The sequence below is a fragment of the Plesiomonas sp. ISS29 genome (genome assembly GCF_056522795.1).
In genome coordinates this window covers 1,433,622-1,452,132 of sequence record NZ_JAWRZQ010000001.1, presented here as the reverse complement: position 1 = coordinate 1,452,132, position 18,511 = coordinate 1,433,622, and the positions used below count along the sequence as shown (strand labels likewise).

Below are 18,511 nucleotides of genomic sequence, written 5' to 3'. Positions count from 1 at the left end.
GGCAGATTAAGTGCGCACATGCTTAGAGGGATAACACACTCTCTTGGAAATGGGGTGAGTTATCCCCTATTTTTACTTACACAAGAAGTCAGACCCAACAACGCTTGGGGTAAAGGGATATCAGCGTTGCAGATCATCAGGGATAGGTAAGGTTTCTGGTAAAGGGACTGGGCGGCGGAAGGTTCGGCCGGCCTGATACTGGCGCAACTGAAACACGTATGCCAGCACTTGGGCAACGGCCATAAATAGCCCGTCGGGAATCGGCTGCTCCAGCTCTGCGCTATGGTACAGCGCCCGTGCCAGCGGCGGCGCGGCAACAATCGGAATATCATGCGCATTGGCAATTTCGCGGATTTTCATTGCCATCATATCCACCCCTTTGGCCACCACCACCGGCGCTTTATCTTTATCGCGCTGATAACGCAGGGCAACCGAGAAGTGCTCGGGGTTGGTAACGATAACATCAGCGGTTGGCACTTCACCCATCATGCGGCGGTTGGCCATTTCACGCTGTAACTGGCGAATCCGGCCCTTAATTTGCGGGTTGCCTTCGCTGTTTTTGTACTCCTCTTTCAGCTCTTGCTTAGTCATCATCAGTTTTTTCCCGTGATTCCACAGCTGATACGGCACATCAATTGCCGCTACCAGAATCAGGGTGCAACTGAGCAGCAGAACAAACCACAACAGAGTATCTACCGCATGGATCATATTCTGCGGGAAGGATTCCATACTCAGCTGCGCCAGATCATCACGTGTATTAAGCAATAAACGCCATGTAGTGATGCCAAGCAGTAAAATTTTGAGGATAGATTTTCCCAGCTCAACCCAGCTCTGCATCCCAAACATGCGCTTAAAACCCGACATTGGGTTGAGTTTGTTAAACTTAGGCATCATGGCTTCTGCCGAGACGTTAAAACCACCAATCAGCGATGCACCCAGAATAGAGGCCACAAACAACAGCAGTAAAATCAGGCTGAAAGAGGGAATAATTGACAACAGGGCTTTGCCGGCAATGGTGAGCAGAGCATCGGCATCAAACACTTCATCACGGGTGAAGCTGAACAGCCGGTGCATCATGTTGGCCAGCGCAACCGCCAGTTTTTGTCCGAACCAAAGCAGTGCCACAGAGCCGGTGACCAGCACAATCACGGTGGCGAACTCACGCGAGCGGGCAACTTGCCCTTTTTTGCGGGCGTCGGCTAACCGTTTCTCAGAGGCCTGTTCACTGCGCTCCTGCCCGTCAGACTCGGCCATCAGAGCCCTGCTTACGGTAATTTACCAGCATGTTGCGGATGAACCCCAAGGCAAAAACAGCGACAGAAAATCGATAAAAAAGAGAAAAATATCTAGGGGAAAGAGCACAAATCATGCGGTTATCCCCCCGAACAAGACAGGTTAAGCAGAGTGCACATATCGTTCACCGCCAGCCGCCAGTAGATATTGTAGTGGCGCGGAAATGCCGAGAGCAAAAACCACAATGAAAATAATCCACACAATAGGATGATACCAAAACCCAGACTGTAAACATTGAGCTGCGGCGCGGCGCGGTTCATGATCCCCATAGCAATGTTGACCGTTAACAGTGAGATTATCGCCGATAACGACATGCTTACCGCACCCAAAAAGAGCGTGCCAAACCACTGTGCCAGCAGGCGGTAGCCATCGGGCGTAATGCCAGACTCCCCCACCGGCAGGGTGCTAAAACTGCGCACCAGCATCTCTATCATGATCAAATGCCCATCGAGGGTCAGAAATACCAGCAGTGTCAGCATCATGTAAATCTGCCCGAGCAGCGGTGTGCTCTGACCGCTGGCAGGATCGACCATTGAGGCAAAGCCAAGGCTCGACTGCATACTGATGATTTGCCCGAGGATCACAAAGGTCTGGCTGACAAATTGTGAGAGCATGCCAATAGCAACACCAATGGCAATTTGCTGCGCAGTAATCACCACACTAGCAAAGCTAAATAGCGCAATATCTTGTGGCATAGCGGGAATAGAAGGTAATGCCACAAGGGTAATGGCGACAGCTAACAGTAGCCTGACTCGGGCAGAAACAAAGGCGGCACCGATGGCGGTCATCGTCATCAACATGCCGGCAATTCGGGCAAACGGCCATAAGAAGCTCGCCCAAAATTGCAGCACTGTGTCTGCCGCCAGTGTCATCAGCGGATCACCCGTGGGATCTCATCAATCATGCTGAAAAAGAAATCCATCAGCTGGCTGGTCATCCAGTGGCCAAGAAAAATCAGTGCCAGCAGCGTCACGACCAACCGGGGCAAAAAGCTCAATGTCTGCTCATTGATTGAGGTGGCTGCCTGAAATACCGCCACCAGCAAACCAATCAGCAATCCGGGCACCATGATCACAGATACCAGCAACAATACTCGGAATAGAGCATGTTGGAAGATCTCGACAAACGATTCTGGTGACACTGTGTGCTCCCTGTTATAAAAAACAGCTGCTGATGAACTGTTGTGAACGAGCCGCTATGAGCGAACGATAGCTAATGAAGATTAACGCTGATTAACGCGGTTATACACCAAGCCACGAGGGAAGTCAGAGACCAAAACTGCCCGCTAATGTGCCCAACACTAAACTCCAGCCATCTACCAGCACAAACAGCATCAGCTTAAACGGCAGCGAGACAATCATTGGCGAAAGCATCATCATCCCCATTGCCATTAGCACACTGGCTACCACCAGATCGATAATCAAAAACGGTAAAAACAGCATAAAACCTATCTGGAATGCGGTTTTCAATTCACTGGTGACAAACGCGGGGATCAGCACTGTCATGCTGACATCCTGCGGGGTATTGAACTGCTGTTTTGATATTTGCACAAAGGTGGCCAGATCACTTTCACGAGTCTGAGCCAGCATAAAAGTATGTAGCGGCTTACCGGCCTCTTCCAACGCTTGCTGCGCGGTTAGCTCTTCACGCATATAGGGCTGCAACGCCTGCTGATTGATCTTATCCAGCACCGGCGACATGATAAACAGCGTCATAAACAGGGTGATGCCGACCAAAATCTGGTTCGAGGGGCTTTGCTGCAAACCAATCGCCTGCCGCAAGATAGAGAGCACCACGATAATGCGGGTGAACGAGGTCATCATAATGACAATAGCCGGTAAAAAACTCAGCATCGTCATTAAGATAAGCACTTGCAGTGACACTGAGTAATCAGCGCCACCGGCAGCATTATTGCTCATAGTGAGTGCCGGAATGCCCGTAGCACCGCCTGCGCTTGCCAGTGCCTGCGGAACGACCACAAATAATAGGCTCATCCCCAACAAGTAAGGTTTGCCTAATCGCTTTGCAAAAGCGCGATACAGCCACGGTATTGCTCGCGATGCAATATGGCCTAAAGAGGTGCTGCGCAAAGTGATCGGAAAAACAGAAGACTCAAGATCGCTCATCTGACTCACTTTGATGCTTGGCGTGAAAAGAAGTTGCTGCCGAATCTGAGGCCGCGTTTCTGTTGGCAGCCGGTGCAGTACCACTCACCCGACTTTGCATAGCTGCCCGCAGTTGTTGAGCAAATCCGCCGCGTGGGATAATTGTTGCCGTTGCCGCTGTGGTTGCAACAGCACTGCTTGTTGCAGCGCTACAATTTTCCGATTGTCCGTTTTCCTGTGCGGCTGAATTAAGGGTACTAAGCAGTGAAATATTCTGCGGCGTAACGCCTATCAGCAAACGTTGCCCTTCCACATTCACAATCAGCAGGCGTTCACGCTGGCCCAGCGCCTGTTGCTGCTCAATCTGGATACTGCCTTTACTGTGAAACGGCAGACGAAGCCGTTTTGCCAGCCAGCCCAGACCGATAATCAGCGCCAGTACCAGCAGCAGTGACAGCAATGCCATGCCAATACTCACCGGCGGCTGACCGGCAGAGGTCAATGTTGCCGAGTTTGCCGCAACGGGCGCGGCAAACAGAGGATGTGTAAATACAGCGGCGAGTAACAGCACTCGTCGCGATAGCCACCGACATGAAGAGACGATCACCGACCGATTCGGCGTGTAAAAAATCCTAAACATAGACTATTTAAGCTTCTTGATGCGTTCGGTTTGGCTGATGACATCGGTCAGACGGATACCAAATTTATCATTCACTACCACAACTTCACCGTGAGCAATCAGTATGCCATTGACCATAACATCGAGCGGCTCTCCGGCGATACGTTCCAACTCAACCACTGAGCCTTGGTTCAGTTGCAGCAGATTGCGGATGCTGATCTGGCTGCGCCCAACTTCCATCGAAATCGTCACCGGAATATCGAGAATACTGTCAAGACGTTTGCGCTCCGAGGCGTTCATAGCCAGGCTATCATCACTCAACTCTTCCAGCTCGGCACGCTTTATAGGGCTATTAGCCTCAGCATCATCACCCACCCCGTTAGCCCACTGTTCGGCCAGCAGGTCTTGATCTGTTGTCATGTCACTCATCGTCTAGCACCACAATTTCATCAAGTAATTTATCGTTATCTCGGATCAACGAGAGTTCACTTTTCATCACCTCAGGGCGTTTTAGCCGCTCGGTAATTTTTAACGCCAGATTCTCATTGGCCTGCCCTAATTTCGCGCGAAACGTTGGCAAATCTTCCACATATACCAGCAGGTTTTCCGGCATATCCACCGGAATAATGTCACCCGCACGCATATTCATCAGATCGCGCAGTGGCAAATCAACATCGAGTAGCTTGGCGCGCAGATCAACGTTGATCTCCATGATCTCTTCACGCAGCGCCTTGCCCCAGCGCATATCGGTATCACTTTTATCACCCTGAACACCGGCATCGAGCAATTCACGAATCGGTTCAAGCATCGAATACGGCATCGCGATATGAATATCACCACCGCCACCATCGAGTTCAATATGAAATGAATTGACCACTACCACTTCGGTCGGGCTGACAATATTGGCCATCGCGGGGTTAACTTCGGAGTCAAGATATTCAAACTCGATCTCCATGACCGGCCCCCACGCCTCTTTGTAGTCACCGAAAATCAGCTTAAGCAGCATCTGAATAATCCGGCGCTCGGCAGGGGTAAACTCACGCCCCTCAACTTTGCTGGGAAAACGGCCATCTCCGCCGAAAAAGTTCTCTACCAGAATAAAAACCAGCCGGGCTTCAAGCGTGATCAGCGCCGTGCCTTTTAACGGGCGAAAACGCACCATATTCAGGCTGGTCGGCACAAACAACGTGTGCACATATTCACCAAACTTCAGCATCTGCACGCCATTAATCGACACTTCTGCCGTACGGCGCATCATGTTAAACAGGCTGATCCGCATATGGCGGGCAAAGCGTTCATTGATCAGCTCAAGGGTCGGCATCCGTCCGCGGACAATGCGGTCTTGAGATGAGAAATCAAAAGCTTGTATTCCCCCTGCGCGCACAGGCTGCGGGGAGTCTTCCGGTACATCATCAACCCCGTGTAATAACGCGTCGATTTCATCTTGGGATAGGATATCGCTCACAGGGTCACCCTACTGAATTACTGCATAACATAACTGGTTAACAAAATTTGCTCGACTGCCGGAGTTTTCAGCAGCTTTTGCAAGGAGTCTCGTACCTCTGCCAGCGCTTGTGCGCGCAGCGCTTCACGGCTGCGCGGATCACGCCACTGTTCTGTGGTCGCGGTTGCAAATGAGGTGAGGATCTGGCTCTCAATCAACGGAAGATTAGCCTGTACCAGCGCTTGATCGGTTTTATTGCGTACCAAGAGCTGAACACGGATCTCAACTAACCGATCGCGCGATTCACCCAATACATTAAACACAAACGGGCGCGAGGTGTTTACATACAACGCCATCGTACCCAGTGCCGGAACAAAATCGGCTTTAAATGCACTCTCTTTGGCAGGTTTATCGGACAGATAGAAATAACCGCCGACCAGCGCAGCCAGCAAAATCACAACAACAACAGCCAGCATGATTTTCTTTCGTTTTTGAGTACCGCCGCGACGCTGACCATCGAGCGTAAGGTTTTCTGCCATTGTCTCTAATCCTGATCTGTTCTGACGAAGGCTCTACGCCTCCATTTACGGGTAATAATATTTACGGGTAATCATCAACAATGCCGTATATTCAACTATGCAAAATCATTAATTATGCGTAGTAATCAACCTGATAAGGTGAAATGGATACCGCTTTTTGTAGCAATGGTTCAGTTTCAGCATCACCCGTTGCATGCAAAACCTGCGCTTGCGCTGCCTGATCACCACTTCCAGCCTGCCCACCACGCGCCTGTTGATCCTGTGCCTGACCTTGTTGCTGTATCTGCGTCTGGCCAAGCACTACGCCCTGCTGCGCGAGCATCTCGCGCAAACGCGGAAGTGTCTGCTCCAGCAATTCACGCGCCTGCGTGTTGTGTACGGTAATACTGACCTGCGCCTGATCCTGATTTAACTGCAATTTAATCTGCAAATTACCCAGTTCAGGGGGATCAAGCCGGATTTCCACCTTATCCAGCTTACGGTTAAGCAAGAATTGTACCTGTTCATGCAAAACCTGCGCACTTTGTTCAGAATTACGCAGCGGTAACGGGGTATTCGGGGCCTGAACATGTTCAGGTATCCGTGCTGACGCTGCGTTTTGCTGGCGCAATGCAGCCAGTAAATCGTGCCCCTGAGCAGGCAGCGTAACCACAGCGTTTTCATTTCCCATCGCGCTAAGTGCGCTTAACCGTGATAACCGATCTGCCGAATGTGTACTCTGGTCAGCCGATTTTTGCTGACTATCTTCGGTAAATAACAGCGCACTGTGCCGCGCCAGATCGATTTCAGTATGCAGCTTACTAGCACTGTCAGCCCGCAATGCCATTTTTTCCGAACGCGCGTCAGCAGACTGCTCTTTTTCGGTGGATAGAGCCTTTGTAGACAGATCTTCTGTAGATAAAGCCTCTGTCGATTGTGCATCTCCGTCCACGCCTTGTGCGCTGCGACTTGCGGCCAGTGCTTGATCAACAAGCCCCATCGCGCCGGCTTTTCCGGTACTGTTGACGGTATCCTGACTACTTACGGTATCCGTATCACCACGGCTGCTAGAGCTGGCAATAGGTGATTGCAGAGCCTTACGGCTAGCATCGAGCTGCTGCAACCACGGGTCATCCTGTGCATTGATCATGCTGCTAGGCAGTACAGAACCGCCTCCCGTACCACTTACCAGAGCACTGGCATTATTGGCTGCAGAGCTACCTTCCGACTCTTGTTCCTCGGCAGTTTGTGTCTCAGAGCCTGCCGTAGTTACCTCAGCAGAAAACTGGCTACCCGATGAGTCCGTTTTTGCCGTATTTTCGGGGGATAAAGCCGCTTCCGCGCTGAGCGTTGCCGGCTGCGCACTGTCAGTATCTGGATTGGCTGATTTTTTATCGCTATTTTTTTCTGCCGCTGGCTTATTGCTGGTACTCGAAGACTTTACGGCGCTTGAGTCAGACTGATTCAGGCAATCGGAGAAATCGCGCCCACGCTCGGGCGACGCTGAGGCCGCTGAACCAGATTTTGTGTTACTGCTGCTCGCAGAGTGCTGCGCTGGTACAGAGGGTGAGGCTGTCGGTATCGCACTTAACGTCATCTCGAAATCTCCTTTTTCCGCATACTCTGCCGCTATCACGGTCTGGCTGGCGGTTAACGCCAAGAAATAAACATCCGCAGTGACAATAAATTGACTCAGCGCGCGGTCGCTTTACGCCGCAGTAATTGCTCGGCCATCTCATCATTGAGTTTTTGCTCTTCACGCGCAGCTTTTTGCTGTTTTTGCAGCGCACGTTTTTCCATTAACATCGCCAGTGATTTGTGCTTTTTCTTTGCTTCCAGCCACTGATCGCGCGCCCGATCAGCCTGCTCCTCAAATGAACGGCGGGCATAATTTTGTTTAGTCAGATTCTGATCAAGATGGCCGATAAATTGCTGTAAATGCGTGTACTCATGGGCATTTAACCCTGTTGAACCACGTACCGACAGTTGCTGACAATAATCAAAACGGTAATCATGGATCATATCCATCTGCGCCAGATGGCTGCTCAGTTGCTGACGAGCTTGCGACAAAAAACCCGAGGCGCTCTGCTCTTTTTGTTCAGCCTGCTCTAGCAACAGCTCGAATGCTTTCATCCCGTCACCTTTTCTCTTTATCATTCCCGACGGAGTATCTTGATAACAGGCAGCGTCATCATAGTGATCTGCATGCGTGATCCCCGTGTTTGAATGTCTCTGATATGCATTATCTGCATATCACTCTCTACACATCATCTACACACATCAGCATTTGTTGTGCCACAATTGCCGAACATCGGTTATTTATTGCGCAGGTTATTTATCGTGTGAGTGATTTATCGTGTAAGGTGTTTATTGCGTCGGTTTTATATAGCACTGTGACGGTATTATCCCCCCAGCAGCACCTGTTTTAACTGGCTGACCGACTCATCAAACGGGCAGACCTCTTTCATACGCTGCTGCAGATACTCATCCACCTTCGGTTTGATATCGATAGCTTGATCGACACGCGGATCATTCCCGCGCTGATAAGCACCGATAGCGATCAGATCCTGATTCCGGTTGTAGGTAGCACAAATCTGTCGGACCGCACGCGCCATCAGTTGATGCTCATCACTGGTGATAGACGGCATCACCCGGCTGACCGAGCGCTCCACATCGATGGCCGGATAGTGCCCAGCATCGGCAAGCTGGCGCGACAGCACAATATGGCCATCAAGGATAGCGCGCGAGGCATCGGCAATCGGGTCTTGCAGATCATCACCCTCACTGAGAACGGTGAAAAATGCGGTGATCGAACCTTGCCCATCTGCGCCATTACCCGCCCGCTCGACCAGTGCGGGCAGTTTGGCAAAGACCGACGGCGGATAACCTTTGGTCGCCGGCGGCTCACCCACCGACAGGGCTATCTCACGCTGCGCCTGAGCAAAACGGGTCAGTGAATCCATCAGCAGCAGCACATCCTGCCCCTGATCGCGAAAATACTCCGCCACGGTTAACGCCGTCTGGCAGCCTTTTAGCCGCATTAACGGCGAGGAGTCGGCAGGCGCGGCAATCACCACGGCACGTTGTCGCCCCTCATCACCGAGGATCTCTTCGATGAACTCACGCACTTCACGGCCACGTTCACCAATCAGCCCCACCACCACAACTTGGGCGGTTGTACCACGTGTCATCATGCCTAATGTGACCGATTTACCCACACCTGATCCGGCAAACAAACCAATCCGCTGGCCTTTTCCAACCGTCAGCATGCTGTTGATGGCTTTAATGCCGACATCAAGCACATCGTGAATTGGTTTGCGCTGTAGTGGGTTAATCGGCGCGGCAGAAAAATCGGCACTCTGCTGACAGCGCAATGGGCCAAGCCCATCGAGCGGCCGACCAACGCCATCGATAATCCGCCCTAGCAATTCTGGGCCGACCGGAATACCTTGTTTGCTGATAATGGGTGTTACCCGTGCGCCCGGCAGTACACCGGTCAAGGGTTCGGTCGGCATCAAAAATAGGGTTTCATCACTAAAACCGACCACTTCGGCTTCCATTTCACCGCTGAGGGTCTCTATCATGCACAGGCTACCAACCGAAGCGCGGCAACCCACAGCTTCGAGTGTCAACCCAACAACCCGTACCAGCTTTCCGGCTGCAACCGCACGAGTGCTTAAGCCGCGTAATTGGTAGGCAGACAGACGCTGTTGTAATGCCGATACGGGCAAACTCGGTGGCAAATAGGTAGCAGGTGGGTTCAATTCTGAAGCAGAGTTAGCCGTTTTCATGCATACAACGGCTCATCAGTTGTACGAAGATCGGGTTCTGATAACGAAACAGACTCAGGTTCTGCTGACTCTGGTCTTATTTCATTATTCCCATCAATATGGGTACCCGTACCAAGATCAGTCTCAGACAAAGCCTGTTCCGGCGATACGGCAGGCAGGGTTGCCAGCCGGTTTTGCACCGCCTGTGCGACCGGTTCAACATGTGCATGATTGGTATGGCGGAATTGGCTGATCACCGCAGCAAGGCGATCTTGCATACGAAATTCAACCTGCGAAACATGCTCTCTGACCTGAATATCGCCACGTTGTAAAGTTGGTTTTGCCCGTAAACGCCAGCCGCGTTCGCTAATTGCTTGTGCACCATATAATGACTCTACCCAATGCAAATCATCAGGATGCAACATAATCAACGGTTGTTCTGCGGCAATCGGCAGGGCTGCAATAGCCTGACGCACTGTATCTAGCAGTACCGCCGGATTTTGTGTGACTTCGCAGCGAGTCACCTCTTCGGTCAGTGTCACCAGCATGTCAACTAATTGCAGTTCTAGTTGTTGTTCAATATCGCGCAGCGGTTGATGCAGCGCAGCAATGGTCTGCACCAGTGCATTGACTTGTTCACTGATGTGAACCTGCCCGTCATCAATACCCTGCTGATAACCGCGTTGCTGCCCTTGTACTAGCCCCTCTTGCTGGCCTTTTTCAAAACCAGCCTGATAGCCAAGTGCCTCACCCGCCAGCTTTCCAGCCGCCAACCCCTCTTCGTGGGCGGCCTGCTGGATCTCTGCCAGTGCTTCGGCAGTCAGACCGGGTACGCTGATCTCTTCCTCTTCGCTCTCGGGCTTTTCCCAGCGCACGGTACGGTTGTACCCAAGCGCATTGAGTGTCTGTTCATCTATCGTTTCTTCGCTGTAATCAGGCAGCGGCCACGCAGAAAACCGATCAGCAGTTCGCGGATCAGCACGCAAGTAACGAGCAATCGGGGGCTTATCCATTGGCGTACCTCACGTTAGATAAACTGGTCACCATTGCCGGGGCTATTGATCGCAATCTCACCGGCATCGGCCATCCGGCGAATAATCGCCAGAACTTCTTTTTGTGCCGCTTCAACATCGGCAATCCGCACCGGCCCCATGGCATCAAGATCTTCACGCAGCATTTCCACCGCACGCTTAGACATATTGCGGAATACTTTTTCGCGGATATGCTCATCGGCGCCTTTCAGCGCACGTTGCAGCACATCACTGGCAATCTCACGCAGCAGCAGCTGAATACCGCGATCCTCGACATCCATTAAGTTATCGAACACAAACATCAGATCGTGGATTTGCTGTGCCAGCTCTTCGTCCTGATCGCGCAGTGAATCCATCAGCGGCGATTCGATAGCGGTATCGAAGTAGTTCATGATCTCGGCAGCGGCCTTTGGCCCGCCCATCTTGGCCGACTGAGCACCAGCCTGACCGGCGAACTGTTTCTCCATGATGTCATTCAGCTCTTGCAATGCTGCCGGTTGAACCTCGCTCAAGTTGGCAATACGCATCATCAGATCAAGACGAACCCGCTCGGGGAACTGCGACATAATATTCGCCGACTGATCCGGCTCTAAATAGGCCAGCACAATAGTCTGAATTTGCGGATGTTCATGCTGGATAATGCTGGCAACCTGCCGTGCATCCATCCATTTCAGAGTATCGAGGCCTTTTGAACCGCTCGACATGATGATCTGATCGACCAGATTACTGGCTTTATCCTCACCGAGCGCCGCCACCAGTGCGTTACGCACAAAGTCATGGCTACCCACCCCAATGCTGGTAAACTTCTGAATGTCATCAATAAAACGGCGATGCACCTGTGCAACTTGCTCATGCCCAGGGTCAAGTGTCACGGCCATTTGCCGCCCCAGCTTCTGCACCTGTTTAGGTTCAAGTTTGCTTAAAATACTACCGGCATCCTCTTCATTCAGACTTAATAGCAGAATGGAAGACATCTCTAATCCCGACATACTGTGTGCGGGTACCGCCGCTTTATCCGTCATTATTTTCTAACCAGTATTTGATCACTTGAGTTGCTAAATCAGGCTCATTCGCTGCCAGTGCGCGTACCGCTTTGACCAGATCTTCATCACGGTGCAAATTAGGCAATTCCAGCATGCTGCCGATAGATAAGGTGCTGTCATCCAGATCGCTGCTGAGCAGTTTGAGTTCATCTTCCTGCAACAGATCGCTTTCGGCTTCATCCTGCAACTGCTTATCCAGCTTTGGATTCAGCAGGCGCTGCATGGCTGGGCGCACCAACACCAGCAGCAACACAATCACCACTAGCGCGGCGGAGAGATAACGCACACTCTGGCGGAAGTTTTCACTCTCCCAGAATGGTGGTTCGGTAATTTGAGCCTGTGCATCGGTCGAGGCAAACGGTACTGAAACCACTTCTAGCACATCACCACGAGTAATATTCAACCCCAATCCGCCAATCAGCAGACGGCGTAAATTTTCGATCTCAGCATCATTACGCGCTACCCGTACCGGATTACCCGAATCAGGTGCGGTACCCGGCTTGTAGTCAATCGCCACCGAGACACTCATATTTTTCACCTGGCCACTGGCCTGACGAATGTGCTTGATGGTGGTGTCTACCTCATAGTTACGGGTCGACTCTTTGCTAAAACTCCCTTCGGTAGTTTTATCCCCGTTTTGCAGGCTTTTAACATTTTCAGGAATAGCAGAGTCGGCCGGAGGCTGGTTGCTCAACGCGCCAGGAACGCCTGCCACACCCCGCCCGCGATTGACGTTTTCGCGATTAAACTCGCTACGCATGGTTGGGTTGGCTTGATCAAACTGCTTTTGGGTTTGCTCGGTTTGGGTAAAATCAAGCAATACCCCAACTTCGGCGGTATACGCACCCATCCCCAGTACGGGGATCAGAATTGAGTCAATCTTTTCACGCACCGTTTTCTCTTGCTGGCGCTGTAAGTCAAATTCTCGACGCTGGGCTACCGCACTCGGATCTTGGCTGCCAGAATTGAGCAGGCGACCATTCTGATCGGTCACCGTGACGCGGGTATTACTCAGACCCGGTACGGCAGAGGCAACCACATCAACAATCGAATCAACCTCTTCTTGCGTTAAACTCCGGCCGGCACGCAAGGTCACCATTACGCTGGCACTGGCTTTCGCTTCCTCTCGGATAAATACGCTTTCACGTGGTAAAGCCAGCATCACCTGTGCTTTTTGAATATTCCGAATTTTCTCTATCGCTGATGCGAGCTGGCGCTCACGGCTCAGTTTAAGGCGTTCACGCTCTAAACGCTGTGAAACCCCAAACCCCATATCCTTCAGCAGAATATCATCACCCTGATCTTGGGTTTGATTCAAACCCGCACGCGTTAGCATCAGCTTGGTTTTCTGGTAAGTATCTTGGCTGATTTTAACCGTGTTGCCTTCCAGCGTGTAGGGCACTTTATTCTGATCAAGAAAATCGAGCGTCTGTACCAGCTCTTCGTTGTTATATGTCCCTAACGGACGTAGCTCAGGCTCTTTCGCCCAAAAAAAAGCAAATATTATCAATGCGATACAAATCGCAACTGCAACCACTAAAATCAGTTGCCGTAACCAGTCAACTTGTGACAAAAATTCAAAGCGTGATGATCGTTCGCCCAGGTCAGGGTTTTGCCCTGTACTGTTGGTGGTGATAAGAGTTGCGCCAGAGGTTGCCGCTAACTGTGTGTTTGACTCTGCCATATTTCAACCAATAGCCGTTAAACTGGCATGCTCATGATTTCTTTATAAGCTTCAACCAGCTTATTACGTACTTGCACGGTAGCCTCAAACGCTACTGAGGATTTTTGTCCTGCAATCATCACATCTGACAGCCCAACCGTTCGGTCTCCGGCATCAAAACGTGTGGCCTGTGTATTGGCACTCTTTTGCAGCCCGTTAACATGGTTAATCGCATTTCCCAACAGCGCAGAGAAATCTACCGCACTACTTTGTGCTGTACTGCTTGCTGCCACATTGCCTGCAGAACCTGCTGCATCAAGTGTCATACTGCGCATCTCTTGCTGTATTGCCGATAACTCCATGCTCTTACCTCACCGTCAAAACGCCACAAAAACCACTACATTTGGTGTAACAGGCTCAGTTATGCAAATTAGATACCAGATTAATTTCAGGCGGCTGAACTCTCTTTATTCAGACCATATTTACGCATTTTCTCAACCAATGTAGTGCGGCGCATACCCAACATATCAGCTGCGCGGGCAACCACCCCATACTGAGCCTCAAGCGCCTGACGGATAAGATCGATCTCCAGATCAGAGAGCATCTCTTTGAGGTTCATCCCCTCAGGAGGTAGTGATGCCAGATATTGATCTGCTTCAGCATCGGCAGCCGCATCATCAGGTGCAATCCCCACAGCCTCATTGAAAATCTCATTGAGCACGGCACGTTCGAGCATATCTTGCTCATCACTACTCTGCGCTGAAGATACTGACGAGCCTGCCGGCAATCCGCGATTTGCAGCATTCGCTGACAGAATATTGTTTTCATACGGATAGCAGTTGGTATTAGGCTGGAAATCTGGCACATCAACACTGCGATATTTAGCCGGAAGATGGCTGACATCAACCAGCTCGTCAGGGTACAAAATGACCAGCCGCTCGGTTAAATTAGCCAGTTCACGTACGTTTCCTAACCACGGGTAAGCACACAGAGAATGCAAGGCACGCGGGGTAAAATGGACACTTTTCGCCCCTTCTGCTGTTAGGCGCGAAAGCAACTCTTGCAGCAACAGAGGAATATCTTCTGCCCGATCGCGCAGAGCAGGCACATCAATCGGGAATACATTCAATCGGTAGTAAAGATCCTCACGGAACTCACCTTTGGCGATCATCTCTTCAAGATTTCGGTGGGTTGCCGCAATCACCCGCACATCAGCTTGCAACGTTTTATTGCTACCGACACGTTCAAAAGTGCGCTCTTGCAGTACCCGCAGTAATTTAACTTGCATCGGCATCGGCATATCGCCGATTTCATCTAAAAACAGCGTGCCACCTTCGGCCAGTTCAAAACGGCCTTTACGGGTAGATATCGCACCGGTAAACGCCCCTTTTTCATGCCCGAACAGCTCACTTTCGAGCAATTCGGCTGGAATTGCTCCACAGTTAATCGGCACAAACGGCCCACCGCTGCGCACTGAGTGATAGTGAATATTACGGGCAGCCACCTCTTTACCGGTACCCGATTCACCGAGGATCAGTACATTCGCCTCAGTAGGTGCAACCTGTTCAATTAACCGGCGTACATGCTGTACCGCATGGCTGCGCCCAACAAGGCTACGAAACAGCGTATTTTTACGGGTAATTTGTGGGTAAGAAGCTAAATGCCGCCCAGTAAACTCATAGCAGTGGCGTAACGCTTCGGTCAGTTGCGCATAATTGAGTGGTGCGCATACATCGCCCACATGATTACTGCCGGTATAAAGAGTTGGCTGATGCGATACCGCGCCAAGCTCAGAAAATACAATTACCGGAATATGGTGATTAACGCGCAGAAAATCGATCACCTCTTCGTGCTGGTGAGTGTCAGAAATGCGGCCCAACAGACAGCCCGCCCAGACATGCGACTCAGCGAGAGACGAGTTTACCTCGCACGATGATACGGTGACGCTATCTTGACCAATAAAGTCAAAAATCGTCGTTAGCATTGCGCGACGCTCAAAATCGTCTTCGATCAATAAGAACTTTTGCAATCCAGGCATGATATGAATTTCTATACACCATTGACGTATTTTTTAATAATTGGTAACTATATCAATATATCCTTATGCAATAACATGTATTATTTTCATTTTTTGCTATTTTCGTGATCTATTTGGGCAAATACACATTTAGAAACACTCACAGCGCTTAAGTGCTCAAAAAAAGACCAGCCACGTTTGCGAAATAAATCTCATTTCATTTCTAATTATTGGTTGCAAAAAAAATAAACCACCGTAACTGGTCATTTGTTATACATAATGTAGTTCAGTCGGTATACTTTCCCACCCCGTTTTAATTTCGGTTAATAATCCCATAACCTCTTCAAGGATTTTCACATCATTATGAATATTGGCACTCAACAACTGTGTTTGCATATACTCATAAAGTTGCGCGAGATTTTTTGCAATATCCCCGCCTTCTTCTTCTGATAAGCTGGCTTGCAAATTGGCAATAATGGCTATTGCCTTTCCTAATCGCTCACCTTTTACCGCAATATTACCCATTTGCATGGCTGCTTTCGCTTGTACTAAGCGCTCTATTGCACCACTGAGTAACATTAAAATAACTTTATGTGGTGATGCCGACTGTAACTGACTGTCTACTAAGACTTTTTTGTACGCTTGCAATGTTCCACGCATAATCTGATTCTCTTATTTTTTATGCCAATTTAGACTGCTATATTTTACATTACCGAATGCAGTAAATATAAAAACAATAGGTTATCACCCAATAAATTTATTGCAGACTGACCGACTGATATGCCTTAACCCCTTTCTGAGATCTTTTATGTTGAAATAAAGTTAACGCATAACGTGCACGTGTTTTCTGAGCACAAAATAGCAGCGATTCTGTTAATAAATGTAACTTTTTTTTATTTTCTTCTGATAAGTCAGGTAGTATTTTTTCAAGTATTTGCTGTCTGGCAGATATAAGTGCATGAATATCTTCTGGTTCAGGATCTGCCTGCTCAGAAAATAGTGCGCATAACTGCTCATCAATCTGCATAATTTGTGTCAACATATTACCGACCTATTTAGTTACACTCTATTTATTTACAACACACTCAATACGGTATTCATCTGCTGCTGCATTTGAGTAACAGCAGCATCAATGGCATTAAACTGATTAGTCATTCTGATTTCAAAATCAGCCATCCGCTTATCAAACGCTTCTTTTTCTTTGCCTAATTTCCGCACCTGTTCATTGAGCGCTTTATCTTTTTCGGTTAATGAACCGGTAGCCCCGACAAAGTCTTTCATCAGGCTATCGAGTTTGCTAGAGATTCCATCATTTTTATCAGAGAAAAATGCACCTACCTTGGTAAAATTCTCTTCAAGCGCCTTATCAAGCTTTTCATCATCAATTTTCAGCTTACCGTCACGTTCGGTACTAATGCCAATATCAGCCAGATACTTTACGCTACCTTCTGCATCTGATGGGCTGGTCATGATCTCACGCATCTGCACCATCAGATTTCGGACAAGGCTATCACCGGTAAGCGGCGCAGCAGTGCTGGTTTCTTTGTTGTATTTGGTTAGCTGATCGGTAATATCAATGATGCTATTGTACGCTTCAACAAACCCACTCAAGCTACTTTTTACTGCGCCGTTGTCATAACCCACCGTAACCCGATTAGTTTTAAATTTACCATCAGCATCTTTCTCTGAGACTTCTTTTAAATCCAGCGTCAGGCCTTGAATAACATTTTCTACTTTGTTGGATGCACTGTAGGTCTTTTTACCATCAATAGTCAAAATCGCATCTTGCGACTCAACTGAGTTTGTCTTCCCGGCAATCATCTGTCCGAGTTGACTGCTCGGGTCAGCTGAAGATGTCACCTCAAAGCTGTTCTTTTCACCGGTTTTTTCGCCCATCAGCACCAGTTCATTTTGTTGCTGACCTTTGTCATCGGTGTAGGTTACTATGGTAGCCTTTACCCCTTTGTTATCTGGGGATTTGTTGATCGCGTCGGCAATATCTTTCAGGCTACTGTCTTTTTTCACGTCCACCGAAAAACTCTCTTCACCGACTTTAAAGTCGAGCTTTCCGGCCTCAAATTTGGTATCTGGTGTTACTGCACCTAGATTGGTTTTTTGCTCTTTTGCCAATTGTTCCACGGCCACATCATAGCTGCCGGAGATCGCATCTTTCGTAGCAGACCCCGAGAACGGCGGCTCTTTACCGACAATGTCGACCTTACGTTTATCAAAGGCCTCATCTTTTTGCATTTGTTCCAGCGAATCTTGAAACTCTGTCAGTGCAGATTTTAACTGGCCATACGAAGATATCTGGGTATCGAGTGTTTGCTGCTGTTTTTGGAACTGTTTTAATTTAGGTGTGGCTTCCGCCTTCACCATCATGTCAACCCAATCGGCGACAGGTAAACCAGAACCAATACCGGGAGCGCGCATATTTCACCTCTATTTGTTATCGTGTACGGGCTTATCTGTACGTAGCTAACTGTACGTAGCGAATGGGAAATGGCGATATTACTGTCGCCAAATAAATCAGACTTCTGTCTTAAGCAAAATACCTGCCATTTGGTCTGCCATTTTTTTTGCAAGCTCTAGCATCTCTTTGGAAGGCAGTTGGCGAATAACCTCACCACTTTCACAATCCACTACTGAAACAACCTGACGGTTTAAGTCTTCATCGAGATGAAAACTCAGTTGATGGTTGGTGCTGCGCATAAATTCATTGATCTGCTGGGTTACCGCACTGAGTTCGGCAGGTTCTTCGGCAAAAGTTGATGCATCAGAAGAGCGTGTATCCGGCGCGATTAGCTCTTTATCACGCACAATTTTGTTGTGCTGGGTAAGATGTTGCGCGCTGTCAGCAGATACCGCATTATGCGGTTGAACGGCAGAAGATTGAATAGCAGACGATGCCATAACCGGATGCTGGGCAGATACGGGGGAAGCGCTAAAAGTACAAGGGGTTATCGATAATCCGGAAACAGACATCAGCATGCCCTTTAAGCAGAAAA

Annotated in this window: 20 protein-coding genes; all 20 read right to left on the bottom strand. The window is 49.5% G+C overall.

From position 1 onward, the window contains the following. Positions 1–120 precede the first annotated feature (120 nt). Positions 121–1,254: a flagellar biosynthesis protein FlhB gene (gene flhB, locus AC1HDJ_RS06470; protein ID WP_479534346.1), complete on the bottom strand. Its 1,134-nt coding sequence runs from the start codon at positions 1,252–1,254 to the stop codon at positions 121–123. Between the two features lie 119 nt (positions 1,255–1,373). After that, entirely contained in the window at positions 1,374–2,165 is a 792-nt protein-coding gene (gene fliR / locus AC1HDJ_RS06465; protein WP_479534344.1) for a flagellar biosynthetic protein FliR, read from the bottom strand. After that, a complete protein-coding gene (fliQ, locus tag AC1HDJ_RS06460) occupies positions 2,165–2,434 on the bottom strand; it encodes a flagellar biosynthesis protein FliQ (RefSeq protein ID WP_479534342.1) in 270 nt (89 codons plus the stop codon). Before fliQ ends, fliR begins: the two co-directional genes overlap by 1 nt. Before the next feature lie 124 nt (positions 2,435–2,558). Further along, positions 2,559–3,287 carry a flagellar type III secretion system pore protein FliP gene (gene fliP, locus AC1HDJ_RS06455; protein ID WP_479537026.1) on the bottom strand — a complete coding sequence of 243 codons (729 nt, stop codon included), beginning with the start codon at positions 3,285–3,287 and terminating at the stop codon, positions 2,559–2,561. 118 nt (positions 3,288–3,405) lie between these two features. Continuing rightward, positions 3,406–3,969 (bottom strand): flagellar biosynthetic protein FliO, encoded by a 564-nt coding sequence (gene fliO, locus AC1HDJ_RS06450; RefSeq protein WP_479534340.1) that lies wholly within the window; start codon positions 3,967–3,969, stop codon positions 3,406–3,408. Positions 3,970–4,041: 72 nt separating this feature from the next. Beyond that, entirely contained in the window at positions 4,042–4,437 is a 396-nt protein-coding gene (gene fliN, locus AC1HDJ_RS06445; RefSeq protein ID WP_479534338.1) for a flagellar motor switch protein FliN, read from the bottom strand. A gap of 1 nt (position 4,438) precedes the next feature. Beyond that, a complete protein-coding gene (gene fliM / locus AC1HDJ_RS06440) occupies positions 4,439–5,482 on the bottom strand; it encodes a flagellar motor switch protein FliM (protein ID WP_438621574.1) in 1,044 nt (347 codons plus the stop codon). A gap of 17 nt (positions 5,483–5,499) precedes the next feature. Further along, positions 5,500–6,000: a flagellar basal body-associated FliL family protein gene (locus AC1HDJ_RS06435; protein WP_479534336.1), complete on the bottom strand. Its 501-nt coding sequence runs from the start codon at positions 5,998–6,000 to the stop codon at positions 5,500–5,502. Between the two features lie 112 nt (positions 6,001–6,112). Then, a complete protein-coding gene (locus tag AC1HDJ_RS06430) occupies positions 6,113–7,639 on the bottom strand; it encodes a flagellar hook-length control protein FliK (RefSeq protein WP_479534334.1) in 1,527 nt (508 codons plus the stop codon). 32 nt (positions 7,640–7,671) lie between these two features. Next, the gene (fliJ, locus tag AC1HDJ_RS06425) at positions 7,672–8,112 is read right to left on the bottom strand and encodes a flagellar export protein FliJ (protein ID WP_479534332.1); all 441 of its coding nucleotides are present in this window, start codon (positions 8,110–8,112) and stop codon (positions 7,672–7,674) included. A 269-nt stretch (positions 8,113–8,381) separates the two neighbouring features. Further along, on the bottom strand, positions 8,382–9,770 hold the full coding sequence (fliI, locus tag AC1HDJ_RS06420) for a flagellar protein export ATPase FliI (RefSeq protein ID WP_479534330.1): 1,389 nt from the start codon (positions 9,768–9,770) through the stop codon (positions 8,382–8,384). Beyond that, a complete protein-coding gene (locus tag AC1HDJ_RS06415) occupies positions 9,767–10,762 on the bottom strand; it encodes a flagellar assembly protein FliH (RefSeq protein WP_479534328.1) in 996 nt (331 codons plus the stop codon). The genes fliI and AC1HDJ_RS06415 overlap by 4 nt, the downstream gene beginning before the upstream one ends. Positions 10,763–10,776: 14 nt before the next feature. Continuing rightward, complete coding sequence (gene fliG / locus AC1HDJ_RS06410; RefSeq protein WP_479540341.1) at positions 10,777–11,769, bottom strand: flagellar motor switch protein FliG; 993 nt, start codon at positions 11,767–11,769, stop codon at positions 10,777–10,779. A gap of 22 nt (positions 11,770–11,791) precedes the next feature. Beyond that, positions 11,792–13,507: a flagellar basal-body MS-ring/collar protein FliF gene (fliF, locus tag AC1HDJ_RS06405; RefSeq protein WP_479534324.1), complete on the bottom strand. Its 1,716-nt coding sequence runs from the start codon at positions 13,505–13,507 to the stop codon at positions 11,792–11,794. Positions 13,508–13,524: 17 nt separating this feature from the next. Beyond that, entirely contained in the window at positions 13,525–13,848 is a 324-nt protein-coding gene (gene fliE / locus AC1HDJ_RS06400; RefSeq protein WP_479534322.1) for a flagellar hook-basal body complex protein FliE, read from the bottom strand. Positions 13,849–13,934: 86 nt separating this feature from the next. After that, positions 13,935–15,524: a sigma-54 dependent transcriptional regulator gene (locus tag AC1HDJ_RS06395; RefSeq protein WP_479534320.1), complete on the bottom strand. Its 1,590-nt coding sequence runs from the start codon at positions 15,522–15,524 to the stop codon at positions 13,935–13,937. A gap of 249 nt (positions 15,525–15,773) precedes the next feature. Continuing rightward, entirely contained in the window at positions 15,774–16,163 is a 390-nt protein-coding gene (fliS, locus tag AC1HDJ_RS06390) for a flagellar export chaperone FliS (protein ID WP_479534318.1), read from the bottom strand. A gap of 97 nt (positions 16,164–16,260) precedes the next feature. Next, positions 16,261–16,545, bottom strand: coding sequence for a hypothetical protein (locus tag AC1HDJ_RS06385; RefSeq protein ID WP_479534316.1), 285 nt, complete (start codon positions 16,543–16,545; stop codon positions 16,261–16,263). A 32-nt stretch (positions 16,546–16,577) separates the two neighbouring features. Then, the gene (fliD, locus tag AC1HDJ_RS06380; protein ID WP_479534314.1) at positions 16,578–17,936 is read right to left on the bottom strand and encodes a flagellar filament capping protein FliD; all 1,359 of its coding nucleotides are present in this window, start codon (positions 17,934–17,936) and stop codon (positions 16,578–16,580) included. Positions 17,937–18,032: 96 nt separating this feature from the next. Then, positions 18,033–18,488, bottom strand: a complete 456-nt coding sequence (locus tag AC1HDJ_RS06375) for a flagellar protein FlaG (protein ID WP_479534312.1) — start codon at positions 18,486–18,488, stop codon at positions 18,033–18,035. Positions 18,489–18,511: the final 23 nt, after the last annotated feature.